Origin of the sequence: Rhizobium sp. 2MFCol3.1, assembly GCF_000377565.1 — a bacterium.
GTDB lineage: Bacteria > Pseudomonadota > Alphaproteobacteria > Rhizobiales > Rhizobiaceae > Rhizobium.
In genome coordinates this window covers 42504-56407 of sequence record NZ_KB898359.1, presented here as the reverse complement: position 1 = coordinate 56407, position 13904 = coordinate 42504, and the positions used below count along the sequence as shown (strand labels likewise).

Below are 13904 nucleotides of genomic sequence, written 5' to 3'. Positions count from 1 at the left end.
AGTGAAGGCCGAGCTCGAAGGATTTGCCAGAGCCGTGTCGGACCGCTTCGGCGAAAGAACCTTCCTGCCACTTGCGGCAAAGACCGCGGATGGCAAGGCGTTCGAGGCAGCGTCCGCAGGCATGCAGCCGGCACAGAAACAAGAGCTGCATTCCGCCTGGGACACGATCCGCACCGTCCAGCAACTTGCGACGCATGAGCGGAAAGCGGTGGCACTCGAACAGGCCGAAACCATGCGCCAAACCCAAACGAAAGGGTTGTCGCTGAAATGACGTCTCAAGAAAAACCCACCGCTGCCATAATGCGCCAAAGGCGCCCTGCCCTCGCCCTGATCGCTGCCTCATGTGGTGTTGCCCTTGCGGTGGTCATCGGCGGCGCCGTCGGCGGCCTGCGGATCAACACAACACCCAGCGAACCGCTCGGTCTCTGGCGTGTCGCACGCCTTGACCGTCCAGTTCACGTCGGCGACATGGTGTTCGTTTGCCCGCCTGAGACCGAAGCTGTCTCGGAGGGTTTTGCGAGAGGCTACCTTCGCGCGGGCCTATGCCCAGGCGGGTTTGGTCCGCTCATTAAGAGCGTGGCGGCGATTGCCGGTCAGCGCATTGATGTCGCCGGTGACGTCACGATCGATGGGCGGCCGATCGAAAGCTCGAACCTCGTTTCTCAGGACGGCCAAGGGCGGCCCCTGCGCCCGTATGTGGGAGGGAAGGTTCCGACCGGCTTCCTGTTCCTACACTCACCGTTTCCCGGGTCCTGGGACTCGCGATACTTCGGGCCGGTCCCCGCGTCCGGTGTCCTTGGTCTTGCAAAACAGGTGCTGACCTATGCGCCCTGATTGGATCCAACCACTTGCCCTCGCGCTGACTTCCGCCACGGTTGGGTACATTGCCTGGAGTGGCAACGCATTGGCGCTTCCGGCAGCAATCGCGTTTCCAGCGCTCTGGTCGATGGCACGCAGTCGCCGCACCGCTGGTCTCGTTTCGGTGGCCTATTTTCTGGCGGCGTCGCGTGGTCTTCCGCAGGGCGTGGCTGCATTCTATCAATCGGACATCTCGCCGGGACTGACACTGTGGCTTGTCGCCTCAAGCGGCTTCGTGTTCGTTCATGTCGCCCTTTGGTCGCGCCATCCCGGCGCCCGTAAAGCCCTGCGATATACGATCGCGATGGTCCTGATGGCGCTGCCACCGTTTGGCATTGTCGGCTGGGCGCATCCGATCACCGCGGCGGGTATTCTCTTTCCAGGATGGGGATGGTCAGGGCTTGCGGCAGTGACAGCCGGTCTCGCGATCATGACAACGCAATATAGACCGGCTGCAGCCATCACCCTCGTAGGTTTCTGGCTCTGGTCCGCCGCATTCTGGACCACCCCCGACGTAGGGCGTGGGTGGCAGGGCGTCGACCTGCAGCTCGGAAATAGTCTTGGCCGCGATACCAGTCTTGCTCGCCATAGTGACCTTGTTGGAACGTTGCGACTACAGCGCGCGCCCGACACCGCCTACATGCTCTTGCCTGAAAGTGCTCTTGGGTTTTGGACGCCATCGGTGGAGCGCTTGTGGCGGCAGCAGCTCGCCGATGGCGATCTGAGCGTCATCGCCGGCGCAGCTGTGGTCGATGCGCAGGGATACGATAATGTCCTGGTCCAAGTCTCGGCCACCGAAAGTGAGATCCTCTATCAGGAACGCATGCCGGTGCCTGGCTCGATGTGGCAGCCGTGGCTGCCACTGTTTGGAAAGAGCGGCGGCGCGCGAGCTGACTTCTTCGCAAATCCGATTGTTTCGATTGGCGGCCGGCGCGTGGCTCCACTCATCTGCTACGAGCAGCTGATCATCTGGCCCGTTCTGCAGTCGATGCTCCATGATCCAGACCTCATCATCGCCGTCGGAAACGACTGGTGGACCAAGGGGACATCCATCGTCGCCATTCAGCGCGCCAGCACAGAGGCCTGGGCACGACTGTTCGACAAACCTCTCGTGATGTCCTTCAACACCTGATCTGGAGAAAGACCATGGACGCTGCCCTTATCGCGAAATGCGCCGATCCGAGTCTTGCCCCCGCTATCGTCGAACAGTTCGTTACGGCCGTCGGTTCCGAAGATCCACTGGCCGTAACCGTGAAGGCGGATGGTCGGCTGGTTCTCATTCCCAAGCCTGGCTCGCCCGACGAGGCGATGGGTGTGGTCAAGGACTATGTCGGTCATGCCATCGTTCGCGTCGGCATCACCCAGTTTCCCGCGGGTATTGGCGTTGACGACCCGTCACAGCTTCAGCCAGACATGTTCGACGCCTGCTCGAACTTGCGAACGGGGACAGGCATATTTGCAAAGGTCGCCCGCATCGTCACCAAATGGTATGGCCGCCCCACAAACAGCGAGCTCCTTCCGCAGTTGGTCGATGATGCAATCTACGCTTGGAAGACGGGATCCTTCGAGGGCGACAATGTGTTCCGAGCCAACGATCCCGGTGGTCCGACCTTCATGAATACAAGCTCAGAAAAGCCGGCTGACGATGATGAACCTGCGGCCCCTCGCCCCGAAACTGAAGATAGCTCACAATCAGCCGAGCCGGGTGGGGCCACCGAGGCAGGAATGAGGATCGATCTTTCGCGGATAGGCGGAGGTAGATAAGCCTGATTTGGGCGCCAAAAACATAGCTTTCCCTATTTCTGCCGGATAAACTGAGTGGCAATGACAGCACCTCCCGAATATCACTTGTTTATCGACGACACCGGCAGCCGAGATCCCGACCATGAGCTTCCTCAGCAGCGAAAGGACGGCATGGATTGCTTTGGCTTGGGCGGGTTCCTGATCAAGCAAGAAGATATCGGTGAACTGAAGGTGCGACACTCCGCATTCTGCGCTGAGCATGGGATCGATTATCCCTTGCACTCGCACAAAATTCGTGGCGGTCGCGGAGATTTTGGTTGGCTAAGGAATCCTGAGAAGGCGCGGCTCTTCTTTCCGGAACTCGACGCATTCATCCTCTCCCTGCACGTGATCGGGATTGCAGCCGTCATCGATCGACCGGGATATGTCCTGCGGTATCGCGAGAAATATCAGGAACGACTGTGGCTGATGTGTAAAACCGCCTACTCGATCCTCATTGAGCGGGCTGCAAAGTTCGCCGACAGTCAGGGCCGGACCCTTCGGGTTTTCTTCGAGGCGAGCGGCAAACACGAAGACCGGGATCTGATGACCTATGCCAAGGCGCTCAAGGCCGACGGAATGCCATTCGCGGGCGACGGCGCAAATGCCTATGGCTCGCTTCCTCCAGAGGAATTCCGGCGGATCGTCAGAGGTGAACCCAAGCGCCGGACCAAGGAGGCGGCGATGATGCAGGTCGCTGACCTGATGCTCTATCCGATGGCCAAGGGTGGATACGATCCCACCTATAAACCGCATGTCGATCTCATGAGGTCGGGCAAACTGATCGACGCGCTCGTTCCAGAACAGGACCGGCCGAGCCTCGGAATCAAATACAGCTGCTTCAAATGAAAAAAGGTCCTTGCGGACCTTAATTCGTTTCGGCCAGCGCCTAGCGCTGACCCCGGAGCGTTGCTCTACTGGAAAAGTAGTGCACGTAAAACCGTTTTGCAAGTTTGATTTGGGCGAGTCGTCAGATTTGGTGCGGACACGCTCTGAAGCTCTAGCAGGGCGTTCGGTCCTATCAATAGAGAAACCGTTTCAAACTCAGACCCGCATGCAGGATGTACGGCAGCCGTCCAAGGGAATAATGGCCACAATTCAGCTTCAAGATCCGTGGTCGGCCACCGTCGTTCTTCAAGCTGGATATCAGGCTCTCTGAGATCGCTGGCATCACAACCTTGTCTCTTCTGGCCAAGACCATCTGGATATCGAGCCCCGGCCGCGACAAACAACGCGTGTAGTTCTCGAGATTGAGTGGACCCCATGCTCTCCTGAGATCAGCCAGCTCGATCTCATGCTCCAGGCTGCTGCGGATAGTTCGAGTGGCGCGACCGGTCCAAACCATGTCCGCAAGGCTCCCACCTGGCAGAAATAGCGAAGCCTTCGAAATGCTCAGATCATGGGCCGCAATCAATCCTGCAACCCAAGATCCAAGGCTCATGCCAAGGACAGAGATCTCTTGGTAGCCTTCACCCTTCAGCCAGCAGATGAGTTTTTTCCATCGCACACTGCCTGCTTCACTGCTTGGATCGTACGACCAAGGTTGGCGCTCAACATATAGTCCGCGTGCAAGGAGCCGGGCCGGCCACGCTCGAGGTGATAAGGCATCGCGATCTCGACGACCGTGATCCCGCGCCATGACAAAAAGCCGCCAATTTTCGCGTTTCGAGCCTGTGAATTCCAATGGTGAAAGATCACGAGTGCCTTGTGGAGGGATCCGCCTTTGGTGATTTTCGCCCAGACGATATTATTCTCTGCGACATCGGTGGATATGTCCGAGGGGAATTTAACCCAATCCTCGTTCACCTCGAACCGATGATTGCCGCGATTTGGCTCATCGAAAAACTTAGGGTCAATCGACGCTTTATCCGCGCGGTCACAAAATTCGGAAATGCTCTCGATGTTCTCACCGGGAAAGGCACGGTCGGCATCCAGAATGAAACGCGTCGCTTCCTTACCGTCTTCACCGCGTCGCGCGCGCTGTTCATGCCACTGATCAAGCCACCTAAGATGCAATTTGCTTGCTTCCTACGTCATTGGCTCGCCGGCTGCCTAGGCCAGGTTCAATCAGGCTGAAGGCCGCGACGACCACACCGATAGCCAAAAGGATTGAGAATCCTACGAAAGCGTCGATCAGCAGGTATGCAGCAAACAGCAAAGTAACGACCGCCGCCATTGTCCGGAGAGGTTTATGAAATCGCCCAGCGATAGCTCGGATCGAGATTGAACCGTAGACAAAGACGACGATGGTCGAGAGGGCGACAAGCAGGCTACTGTAATGGGTGGGCATCCGATGTGGAACCCATTGCTCGCAGCATCGCGGCCAGCCAGCACTGAAGAGAAATCCCCGGCCAGCCAATCGAGGATGTTTTTGGCGTTCGAGGTTAGATAGGAGCTCTGGGCCTTCGTGCATAACGCGACAAGTAGGCCGAGAACCGTGCAACGAAACACTCCGCGCATCAGTCTCAAGCATAGCCTGTGCACCTCGCCTCGCGATCCAGTTTGCTCAAAGACCGCTGCGTCCAGGCCAGTTCTCTTGAGATCGTGTACCATCGTGTAGAGCAAAATTAGCCCGGCAAAAAATAAATAGAAGCACAGGCACACGTAGAGAAAGGCGAGAGCGGTGAACGCGATCGCCACCGGCACCGAAATGACCTCCGGGCGCACAATTGCCATCGTACCCCAGCTTGTCGCGTAGTCTGCTCCGCCTTCCAGTAGTGGGACGAGGCAAACGCCAATCGATTGGAAAACGCCGGCGAACAACACGCAAATCAGGAAGATTGCCCAGTAGGACAAAGAGGACGCCTGCACCTGACTAGCCCATCCATCGTCTCAGGTGCTCGTGTGGCTCCACGTCCACAGCTTCAGGCGTGCCTCTCCATTCCAGAAGGCGAGCAGCTCGGCCACGATTGCGAAAAACAGCGGTAGGAGCACCATGAAAAGGATGGTCCAATTCGGCGCCCAGAGAAATCCGACCTCTTTCGCGACATTGTCCGCGCGGAGGTAAGCGGCGCTGTGAATCCCCAAGATAACAATCGAACGCCTCAATGGAGAAATCAAGAAGCGGACCGATGTCGTCGGCATCTTTCCAAACGGAGATGCCATTGTCAGGCTCGTCGGTTCAATGCTCCTCGAGCAGAACGATGAGTGGGCGGTGCAACGGTCGCGTTACATGACAGTAGAAACCATCGGCAAAATGAGCGATGATCCAATCATCAGCTTGCCAGCCGTGGCGCGTTGATCCTCCCGGCCTGGCCGGAGAGTACGGTGGCCTCGTCGGCAGTTACACCATCTCATGGGACACGATCTGCGCAATGCCCTCGCGAATGTCGGTGAATGCCTTCACGGTCCGCTTTGAGATGTAGTCGCCGTCGGCTTCAACATTTGACTGCAGGGCATGCGCACAGTCTGTAGCGAGCTTATCAACCTCTGGCGAAATATCGTAGAGCTGTTGCATCACACGGTCGAGATCGACCTTCGCGCGCTCTGACATTCGATCGACCATCGACAACTCCTTGTCTTCTGAGCCCGGCAGTATGTCAGACTTTAACCCCTGTAGTTTCCCGGGAAAATAATGTCCTGATCAACGAGCACATTGAACCTGTATCCCGGCCTGATCTTGATCGTCGGCTGGACATTGAGGTTTTTCGAGATTGTCTGTTCCGCGACCCTTCCAAACGTCTCGGCAAAATTCCGACGTGCCGCGTCTGAAGCTGTGTCCTTCGTAGCGAGAGTTGAACTCTCAGGCATCGACATGTCGATCCCCGTCCCTATCAGCGCGACTAGCGCCGCCGACCCGAAGGTCCTTAGATAGTGATTGTCGACCTTGTCGTTAAAACCACCATAGCCCTCAGCGTCGATTCCAGCCATGCCGTCGATCTGCAGGGTCGAACCATTCGGGAAGATTATGTCGGTCCAGACAACGAGAACGCGGTTTTGTCCGAATGACACCTTGCTGTCGTATCGGCCAAGAAGCTTCGTGCCTTGTGGCACAAGTGTGTGATGGCCAGTTGCGCTGTCATAAACGTTCTGGCTGATCTGGGCCGTGATACGGCCGGGCAAGTCAGAATTGATACCCGTGATTAGCGTGGCAGGTATCACCGACCCACGTTTGAGCTCGTATGGCGACTGCTGTGGCACGACCTGATTGGGCAGGTAGCCGAGATCCTTGATATCAGCGTTAAAGAAATCTTCCTTGGACGTTTGTCCGTTCTGATCGACCTGACCGGCCGCGCCCGCTCTCAACGCTGCAGCATAGAGATCTTGCGCGCCGCTCGACGCGGTGTTCGATTGACGCGCTCCAGCAAATTGAGCGACTGGCGATTGTGCCGAGACATCTGACATGTCGACCTTCAGTGGCGAGTCGAGGGCCGCCCCCCTCGCCTGCAGGCTTGCCATGCGCTGGCGCTGCTGTTCGCGGAAGATCTGTTCTCGCTGTTCGCGAAGCATCCTTGCATTCCACTCCTCGTCGGATTCCATGCGAGACCTGCTGGGCTGCCGTGGTTCGGCCTTCGGTTCTGCCTCTACCGGGCGAGCAGCTTCCTGCTGCTGCGGAACAGGGGTTGGCTGAAACACTGGCTGCTGTACCTCCCGGTCACCGATAATGCCATCCTTGACACCCCGCTTAAGCTGATCGGCGAAGGTCGATGCCGGCGTGCCGGATCCGCCATCGTTTGGATCGTGCTGACCAAACTTGAGCCCACGCGAGGAAAGGCCGTAGACCAGAACGGCGAGGAACAGAATCAGGATCCCGATGCCGATGAACAGAGGCACGCGATTGAGGCGCTTCATCCCTTTGTCGTCAGCCGATTGATTTGACGTTCCCAGTTGCAGCGATTGGACCATGATCGTCTCCGCCTGTCAGTTTCGCTTCATGAGGGAAAGGGGACTTGCCGGCGTCGCCACGCCATTGCTGACTGAATACGCCCGGCCGAGCGACATGGTGTCCGTCGACAGGCGCGCGAGCACCTGCCCGTCTACGGCAGCAATCGAGTAGGCAAGCTCGACCGGCTTGGTTGACTCCGTCGCGCCCGTGCTCTTGTCATCCGTGACGACTGCAAAGCCCCAACCCTTCAAAGCCGCCTCGAGCGCGACGGAAAATTCGGACGTGTCCTTGTGCAGTTTGATGGGAGTGGTCGTCGATCGGGCTTGCTCGGCGAACCGGCCCGCCATGTCGCCGGCAATAGCGCCAGCGGCAGGCCCGCTGACGTCAGCGGGTGCGGCAGCTGTGGAGAGCCCGCCGGTTGCCGTCTGGCATCCGGTCAGGCCGAAAGCGATTACAATGGTAATGAGGCGATGGAGCTGCATGAATTATCCTCCCCGCCGGATCGTGATCTTCTGCTGTTTCCAGCCGACCCCTGATATCAGTACCGCCTTGTCGATATTGTAGTCGACGATCATCATGTCGTTCTTCATCCGGTAATTGACGATGCGGTTCTGGCCGCCCGAGACGACGAACAGAACCGGTGCATCCTGACCGGAGATTGCGCGGGGGAACTGAATGTAGGTCTTCTGCCCATCGGAATAGACCCGCTTAGGGCGCCAGGGAGCGCGTCCGCTCAGGGCATAGGAGAAGGCGAGCTGTTCGGGAGCGACACCGCCCTCCGGTCCAGTCATGGCCTGGAGACGGGCGTTGATGTCGGATAGTTTCGTGGCGGCATCCTCGGGATATTCGAACCCGACGCGGGCCATGTACTGCGAGGGGTGCGATTTTAGCTGGATATGATAGGTGCGCCGTGAGGTCGTCACCACCATGGACGTGACAAGCCCCGGCTCGGACGGCTTGACGATCAGGTGGATCGCCTGACCGCCTGCGGCGCCAGAGGTTGCCGGTTCGACCTTCCACCGAACAGTATCGCCAACCAGCACGTCGCGGACGATTTCCCCGCCCTGCAGCTCGATATCGCAGACCTGCAAGGGTGAGCAGACGACTGACGGCTGCGTCTCACCGAAGAGAAAAATCACCTTACCGTCCGGCCCTCTTGTCACCAGCCCGGCCTGGCCTCGCCATTTGCCGGAGAGGTTCGTCCCCTTTGCCTCGTTGCCCGTCAAGCTTTGCGCGATCGCATTGGATGAGACATCGGCCGATACGGCAAGCACCAGCAAGCAGACAAGCGCGACGCGTTTATGTTTGATCCTCATTGCAGATCCTGCCCTCAAAGTTGCGCGGTCCAGTCGAAATCGGTCACATAGACGCCGATCGGATTGAGCCGGATTGTTGCTTCGTCTTGTGGTGAGGTAATCGACACGGTCGCGATCCCTCGGAAGCGCCGGGTTGCGACCTCCTTGCCTTTCCGATCGCGCTCGTACTCGGTCCAGTCGATCTGATAGGTCTGGTTCGAAAGCGCGACGATGTTGTTCACCTCGATCGCCACTGTCGCGTTGACTGCCTTCTCGAACGGCGAGTTGCCGCGAAACCAGGCGTTGACCTTTTGCGTCGAGGCATCGCTCGTTCTGAGCAGTGCATAGGTGCGATCGATATATTGCTTCTGGACCACCGCATCCGGCGTGATCGAACGGAAGCTGGTCACGAAATTCCCAAGGGTCGCGCGAACGACCCGCGTGTCGGCGTATTCGATCTGCTGCGGGAAGCCGCCGGAAACCGTGTTCCCGAGTTTGTCGACCTCGACGATGTAAGGAACGAGCTTGACCTGCGTGCTGAGATAGAGCGCGTAGCTGACGCCGATAACGGCCAATCCCAGGCTCAGGATGCCAACGGCCCGCCAGGCGGAGGCCGCCTTGACGTAGGAGCCGTAACGTTCTGACCATTCCTGCCTTGCGGCAAGATACGGGTTCTCAGGTGCGGGATGCCCTGCCATGTGTGTGATCCTGTCCGTGAATTATGGTTTGTCCGGTCGTTCCGGAGGAGGTGGCGGAGCTGTAGGATTGCCCCTTGCCTGATCGAGTTTCGCGTTGGCCAGGCCGAGAAGCGAGCCGGCATAGGCACCGGGTGACCCGATCGCCTTCTCCTTGGCAGCGGACCCGGCGGCCATGGCACCGGAGCTGAAACTTGCGCCCATGCCTTTGAGCACCGAGCCAGCTGCTGACGAGCCACCGGCACGCGCTGCCTGCGCGGCGGCAAAGCCAGCGCCGACCGCACCGGCGCCGAGAAACGCGCCACCCGCTGCGAACGAGGCCGCCTGTCCGCCATGGCGGATTGTCTCCATTCCGCCGGAGACCGAAGCTCCCTGCACGACGCCCTGGATGATGTTCGGGACATACATCGCGATGATGAAGACGACGACGGAGACGCCGGCAATCGCTAGAGCGGTTCGAAATTGGTCACCGACTTGAGGTTCATTTGCGAGGCCGATCAAAACCTCGGAGCCGATACGGGAAATCATCACCAGCGCCATCAGCTTCATGCCAACTGAGAAGGCGTAAACAAAATAGCGGATCGAAAAATCTTTGGTAAACGACGAGCCGCCAAGACCAAGCATGATCATACCGGCCAGCAGACCGAGATACATCTCGACCATGACCGACACGAAAATTGCCGCGACAAGAGAAAACGCAACGACAACGACGATCATTGCAAAAGCTGAGGAGATTGCCAGCGCGTTATCCTCGAAGACGCCAAACTGAATTTTCTCCGACATTTTAGTCGCCACCGCCAAGCCGGCATTGAAGACATCAGCAGGAGAAGCGGTACCCCCGCCGGCACCTATTTGGAAAAGGCTGTCTACGACCGCCTTGGCGAAGGCCGGTCCCTGCGTCAGCGCAAACGCGAAAAAGCCGATGAACATAATGCGCCGCACCAGTTCGGCGAACCAACTGTCCAGCGATGCTGCCTGGATCGCCAGCCATACCGCTGCAATGCCGACCTCGATGACTGCGAGGATCCAAAACAGCGATCTCGCCGCATCCATGGTGGTGGTTTCCCACCCTTTGGCTGCTGATGTGATCTGGGTCTGGAGTGTTGTCAGCACCGTGCCTTCTTGTGCGAGGGCGGGGTGTGACATGACGAGGAAGCCGCCGATCAGGAGCAGGTTTCGTCGTCGAGGGGAGATGAAAATGGTCATAAGGCTACCACTCGATCTTCATTTTCTCGCCGCCAGAGGTAGGTGGTGCCGTGCCACCGAAGAATGCCTCCCTTCGCGCCTGTGCAAGGTCCTTGTCCGTCTGTTCGCTCTGCAGCCAAGTCCCCATCATCGCCGTCTGCTGGGCGACAATGCCGCGGAGCTTCTGCATCTGCGCGACCTGCTGAGCGGCAATCTGATGGCCGACCTGAAGCGCCTTCATCTGCCCGTCCGCCGCTTGCGACATTGATCGCAGCTGACCCATTGTATCCTCCTCACTGTCGAAATGATCGGCGGTAAGGCCTGCCGCCCTGAGGGTACTGGAAATCGTGTCGCGGTTGGTAATCGACCACGTCTGATAGGTAGAAGAGAAGCTCTCGGCGTTCGGGAGGTCGGCCTTCAAATCCGAGTAGCTCTTGAACCGTTGCTTCAGGAGATCGTCGGCATTGCCCATGGAGAAGGCGATGCCCTGGCCCTGATTGACGACATCGCGCAGCTGGTTCAGATCGCCTTCGACCTCGCCCCAAATGTGGTTCGGAAGCTGGGCCGTATTCTGCAGCATGTTCTGGTAGATATTGAGCTGGTTTTGAATCTGCTCAGCAAGTTGGGTAATCTGCTTGATCTGATTGTTGATCTGCTCAGTCGACTGACCAACAAGATGGATGAGCTCACCATTGTTGAGCATCTGCGTCATCTCGGTCGCGCCGGTGACCGCGCCTCCTGCGTAGGAGAGAGTGGGCGTCGCGGTCAGCCCGGCGGCGACCAACCCGGTCACCAACGATTTGCCGAGTTTCAAAAGCTGGATTGCTTCACTCATTGCGGTTGATCCCCCTTTCGATGAGCCACTGACCCGGCCATTCGTGGCCGTGGGTCAATGAGAGCGCCCTGATGCGGGCTAGATCGGCCTTGCCAGAAGCGCCGACAAAGGAAAGCGTGACCGGACCCAACGACATGTCGAAGAGCCTGCGGCCGTCGGGCGACGTCACGTAGTATTCGCGTTTCGGGATGGCGTTCGCGACGATCTCAACTTGCCGCTCGTTGAAGCCGATCCGCTCGTAGAATTCGCGGGTTCCGGTTTCCCGGGCGGCGCCATTCGGAAGGCAAATCTTGGTCGGGCAGGATTCCTTCAGCACGTCGATGATGCCCGAGCGCTCAGCATCGGAGATTGATTGCGTTGCGAGAATGACGGCGCAGTTCGCCTTGCGCAGCACCTTCAGCCACTCCCGGATCTTGTCGCGGAACACAGGATGGCCGAGCATCAGCCACGCCTCGTCCAGAACGATGAGGCTCGGCGAGCCGTCGAGCCGCCTTTCGATCCTTCGAAAAAGATAGGTCAGGACGGGGACGAGATTGCGCTCTCCCATATTCATCAGCTGCTCGATTTCGAAGCACTGGAAGCGCCCTAGCGTCAGGCCATCCTCTTCAGCATCGAGGAGTTGGCCCATTGGACCATCGACCGTGTAATGATGGAGGGCATCCTTGATCTCGCGCATCTGGACGCCACTGACGAAATCCGACAGCGAGCGGCCAGGCGCCGATGCCATCAATCCTATCTGCCTCGAGATCGCATTACGGTGGTCAGGCGCGATCGCCACGCCTTGAAGCGAAACGAGGGTCTCGATCCACTCGGAGGCCCAGGCCCGATCCGCGTCGGTCGAAAGCTCTGACAACGGGCAGAAGGAAAGACTGGCCGCCTCCCCGCTTTCGCCACCGATCTCATAGTGGTCACCGCCAACGCCGAGCGTCAGCGGCAGCATTGAATTGCCCTTGTCGAAGGCAAAGACTTGCGCCTTCTCGTATCGGCAGAATTGCGCGGCGATCAGCGCGAGAAGGGTCGATTTGCCGGACCCGGTTGGACCGAAAATCAAGGTGTGACCGACATCGTCGACGTGAAGGTTCAGTCGGAAGGGCGTCGAGCCGGATGCCACCTGCATGAGAGGTGGTGCATCGGATGGATAGAACGGGCATGGCGCGGACGGCTGTCCTGACCAGACCGAGTTCAGCGGAACGAGATCTGCCAGATTGCGCGTATTGATAAGCGGTTCGCGGATATTGCAGTACCAGTTGCCTGGCAGGCTGCCGAGAAAGGCATCGGTCGCATTCAGCGTCTCGATGCGAGCTCCGAAGCCTTCCGCCTGGATGAGGCGACGAACCGCCTCCGCCTTCTCTTGCAGCGCCGACCGGCTTTCGTCGAAGAGGATGATGACAGGAGTGTAATAGCCGTATGCCACCAATTGCGACGAGGCTTCGGCGATTGCATCCTCGGTTTCGGCGACCATGGCCATCGCATCTTGATCGATCGACCTGGACTGCGTCTGGAACAACTGGTCGAAGAACGGCCGCACTTTCTGCTGCCACTTCTTGCGGGTTCGCTCCAGGCGCTGCTTTGCCTCCTCCGCATCGAGGAAGATGAAACGCGACGACCACCGATATGTCAGCGGCATGAGGTTGAGGCTATTCAGGATCCCCGGCCAACTCTCGGCCGGAAGCCCGTCGATCGCGATCACGCCGAGAAATCGACCTTCGACCCGCGGCGTCAGCCCGTGTTCAAGCTCTGCCGTCGCCAACCAGTCCAGATACATGGGAATTTCTGGCAGGCGGACGGGATGGTTCTCGCCGGTGATGGCGAACCGAATGAACTGGAAGAGCTCGTCGTAGCGCGCGACGCGACTACCTTCGCGTTCGGGAACCTCTCGGGTCTGCATGCGCTGAACCGAGAGAACATTGCCGAAATATTGCTCAATCTCCCTGATCGAGCGCCGAAACGCATCGAGAGCGGTATCGGCATATTTTGCTGAGCGACTTTCGGTATCCGAGTAGATGTATCGGGTCAGGCCGGATCGGCGTCGTTCTGGCGGTCGGTAGGTCAAGATAAGCGCGTGCCGGCTTTCGAAATGTCCGCGCTCCTGTCCAAAATGCCGCCGACGCTCGTCATCGATCAGCGACGTGACCGGATCGGGGAAATAGCTGCGCTCAGCCGACGGGTAATCCGTCGTTGGCACCCGCACGGCCTCGACCTGGATCATCCAGCCCGTACCGAGGCGCGAGAGGATCGCGTTGATCTGACGGGAGAGCTCGTTGCGCTCGAAGTCATTCGCGCTTTCGGAATCCGGACCGGCAAAATACCACCCGGCCATCAGACTACCGTCCTTCAGCAGAAGGATCCCATTATCGACAAGGCCGGCATAGGGAACGAGATCCGCGAATGATGGACCTGTCGATCGAAATGTGCGTAACGCGACCATC

The 13904-nt window shown here is 58.6% G+C and carries 12 protein-coding genes and 4 pseudogenes; 6 read left to right on the top strand and 10 right to left on the bottom strand.

What is annotated here, in order from left to right:
• From D460_RS0115105 to D460_RS0115085, 5 genes and pseudogenes are all read left to right on the top strand, one after another.
• A pseudogene (locus D460_RS0115105) lies at positions 1–271 on the top strand (hypothetical protein); the annotation flags it as partial.
• Positions 268–834, top strand: coding sequence for a conjugative transfer signal peptidase TraF (gene traF, locus D460_RS0115100; RefSeq protein WP_018899398.1), 567 nt, complete (start codon positions 268–270; stop codon positions 832–834). The pseudogene D460_RS0115105 and the gene traF, both read left to right, overlap by 4 nt.
• On the top strand, positions 824–1990 hold the full coding sequence (locus D460_RS0115095) for a conjugal transfer protein TraB (protein ID WP_026283175.1): 1167 nt from the start codon (positions 824–826) through the stop codon (positions 1988–1990). Before traF ends, D460_RS0115095 begins: the two co-directional genes overlap by 11 nt.
• 14 nt (positions 1991–2004) lie before the next feature.
• Positions 2005–2622, top strand: coding sequence for a TraH family protein (locus D460_RS0115090; RefSeq protein ID WP_018899396.1), 618 nt, complete (start codon positions 2005–2007; stop codon positions 2620–2622).
• 60 nt (positions 2623–2682) lie between these two features.
• A complete protein-coding gene (locus tag D460_RS0115085; RefSeq protein WP_026283174.1) occupies positions 2683–3489 on the top strand; it encodes a DUF3800 domain-containing protein in 807 nt (268 codons plus the stop codon).
• 172 nt (positions 3490–3661) lie between these two features.
• On the opposite strand, the pseudogene D460_RS33095 reads toward D460_RS0115085, so the two are convergent.
• Positions 3662–4656 (bottom strand): annotated as a pseudogene (locus D460_RS33095) (dienelactone hydrolase-related enzyme).
• Positions 4646–5670, bottom strand: a pseudogene (locus D460_RS33090) (hypothetical protein); the annotation flags it as partial. The pseudogenes D460_RS33090 and D460_RS33095, both read right to left, overlap by 11 nt.
• 4 nt (positions 5671–5674) lie before the next feature.
• Between D460_RS33090 and D460_RS35130 the strand changes: the two are divergent.
• Positions 5675–5881, top strand: a pseudogene (locus tag D460_RS35130) (transposase); the annotation flags it as partial.
• 42 nt (positions 5882–5923) lie between these two features.
• Here D460_RS35130 and D460_RS0115060 read toward each other — a convergent pair.
• Genes D460_RS0115060 through D460_RS0115025 form a run of 8 tightly spaced genes read right to left on the bottom strand, consistent with a single transcriptional unit; the run spans position 5924 to position 13903 of the window.
• Positions 5924–6145 carry a hypothetical protein gene (locus D460_RS0115060; RefSeq protein WP_018899393.1) on the bottom strand — a complete coding sequence of 74 codons (222 nt, stop codon included), beginning with the start codon at positions 6143–6145 and terminating at the stop codon, positions 5924–5926.
• Between the two features lie 41 nt (positions 6146–6186).
• Positions 6187–7485: an IncP-type conjugal transfer protein TrbI gene (gene trbI / locus D460_RS0115055; protein ID WP_018899392.1), complete on the bottom strand. Its 1299-nt coding sequence runs from the start codon at positions 7483–7485 to the stop codon at positions 6187–6189.
• Between the two features lie 15 nt (positions 7486–7500).
• Positions 7501–7947, bottom strand: a complete 447-nt coding sequence (gene trbH, locus D460_RS0115050; protein ID WP_018899391.1) for a conjugal transfer protein TrbH — start codon at positions 7945–7947, stop codon at positions 7501–7503.
• A 3-nt stretch (positions 7948–7950) separates the two neighbouring features.
• Positions 7951–8781, bottom strand: a complete 831-nt coding sequence (gene trbG / locus D460_RS0115045; RefSeq protein WP_018899390.1) for a P-type conjugative transfer protein TrbG — start codon at positions 8779–8781, stop codon at positions 7951–7953.
• 14 nt (positions 8782–8795) lie between these two features.
• Complete coding sequence (locus tag D460_RS0115040; protein ID WP_018899389.1) at positions 8796–9458, bottom strand: conjugal transfer protein TrbF; 663 nt, start codon at positions 9456–9458, stop codon at positions 8796–8798.
• 21 nt (positions 9459–9479) lie between these two features.
• On the bottom strand, positions 9480–10661 hold the full coding sequence (trbL, locus tag D460_RS0115035) for a P-type conjugative transfer protein TrbL (RefSeq protein WP_026283170.1): 1182 nt from the start codon (positions 10659–10661) through the stop codon (positions 9480–9482).
• A 4-nt stretch (positions 10662–10665) separates the two neighbouring features.
• Positions 10666–11475, bottom strand: a complete 810-nt coding sequence (gene trbJ, locus D460_RS0115030; RefSeq protein ID WP_018899387.1) for a P-type conjugative transfer protein TrbJ — start codon at positions 11473–11475, stop codon at positions 10666–10668.
• On the bottom strand, positions 11468–13903 hold the full coding sequence (locus tag D460_RS0115025; RefSeq protein ID WP_018899386.1) for a conjugal transfer protein TrbE: 2436 nt from the start codon (positions 13901–13903) through the stop codon (positions 11468–11470). The genes trbJ and D460_RS0115025 overlap by 8 nt, the downstream gene beginning before the upstream one ends.
• Position 13904: the final 1 nt, after the last annotated feature.

Bases quoted from the DNA above. Each gene is read 5' to 3' on its own strand.
- trbL (WP_026283170.1), bottom strand. From the start codon at position 10,661: ATGACCATTTTCATCTCCCCTCGACGACGAAACCTGCTCCTGATCGGC.
- D460_RS0115040 (WP_018899389.1), bottom strand. From the start codon at position 9,458: ATGGCAGGGCATCCCGCACCTGAGAACCCGTATCTTGCCGCAAGGCAG.
- D460_RS0115085 (WP_026283174.1), top strand. From the start codon at position 2,683: ATGACAGCACCTCCCGAATATCACTTGTTTATCGACGACACCGGCAGC.
- D460_RS0115095 (WP_026283175.1), top strand. From the start codon at position 824: ATGCGCCCTGATTGGATCCAACCACTTGCCCTCGCGCTGACTTCCGCC.
- D460_RS0115090 (WP_018899396.1), top strand. From the start codon at position 2,005: ATGGACGCTGCCCTTATCGCGAAATGCGCCGATCCGAGTCTTGCCCCC.
- trbH (WP_018899391.1), bottom strand. From the start codon at position 7,947: ATGCAGCTCCATCGCCTCATTACCATTGTAATCGCTTTCGGCCTGACC.
- trbG (WP_018899390.1), bottom strand. From the start codon at position 8,781: ATGAGGATCAAACATAAACGCGTCGCGCTTGTCTGCTTGCTGGTGCTT.
- D460_RS0115060 (WP_018899393.1), bottom strand. From the start codon at position 6,145: ATGGTCGATCGAATGTCAGAGCGCGCGAAGGTCGATCTCGACCGTGTG.
- D460_RS0115025 (WP_018899386.1), bottom strand. From the start codon at position 13,903: ATGGTCGCGTTACGCACATTTCGATCGACAGGTCCATCATTCGCGGAT.
- trbI (WP_018899392.1), bottom strand. From the start codon at position 7,485: ATGGTCCAATCGCTGCAACTGGGAACGTCAAATCAATCGGCTGACGAC.
- traF (WP_018899398.1), top strand. From the start codon at position 268: ATGACGTCTCAAGAAAAACCCACCGCTGCCATAATGCGCCAAAGGCGC.
- trbJ (WP_018899387.1), bottom strand. From the start codon at position 11,475: ATGAGTGAAGCAATCCAGCTTTTGAAACTCGGCAAATCGTTGGTGACC.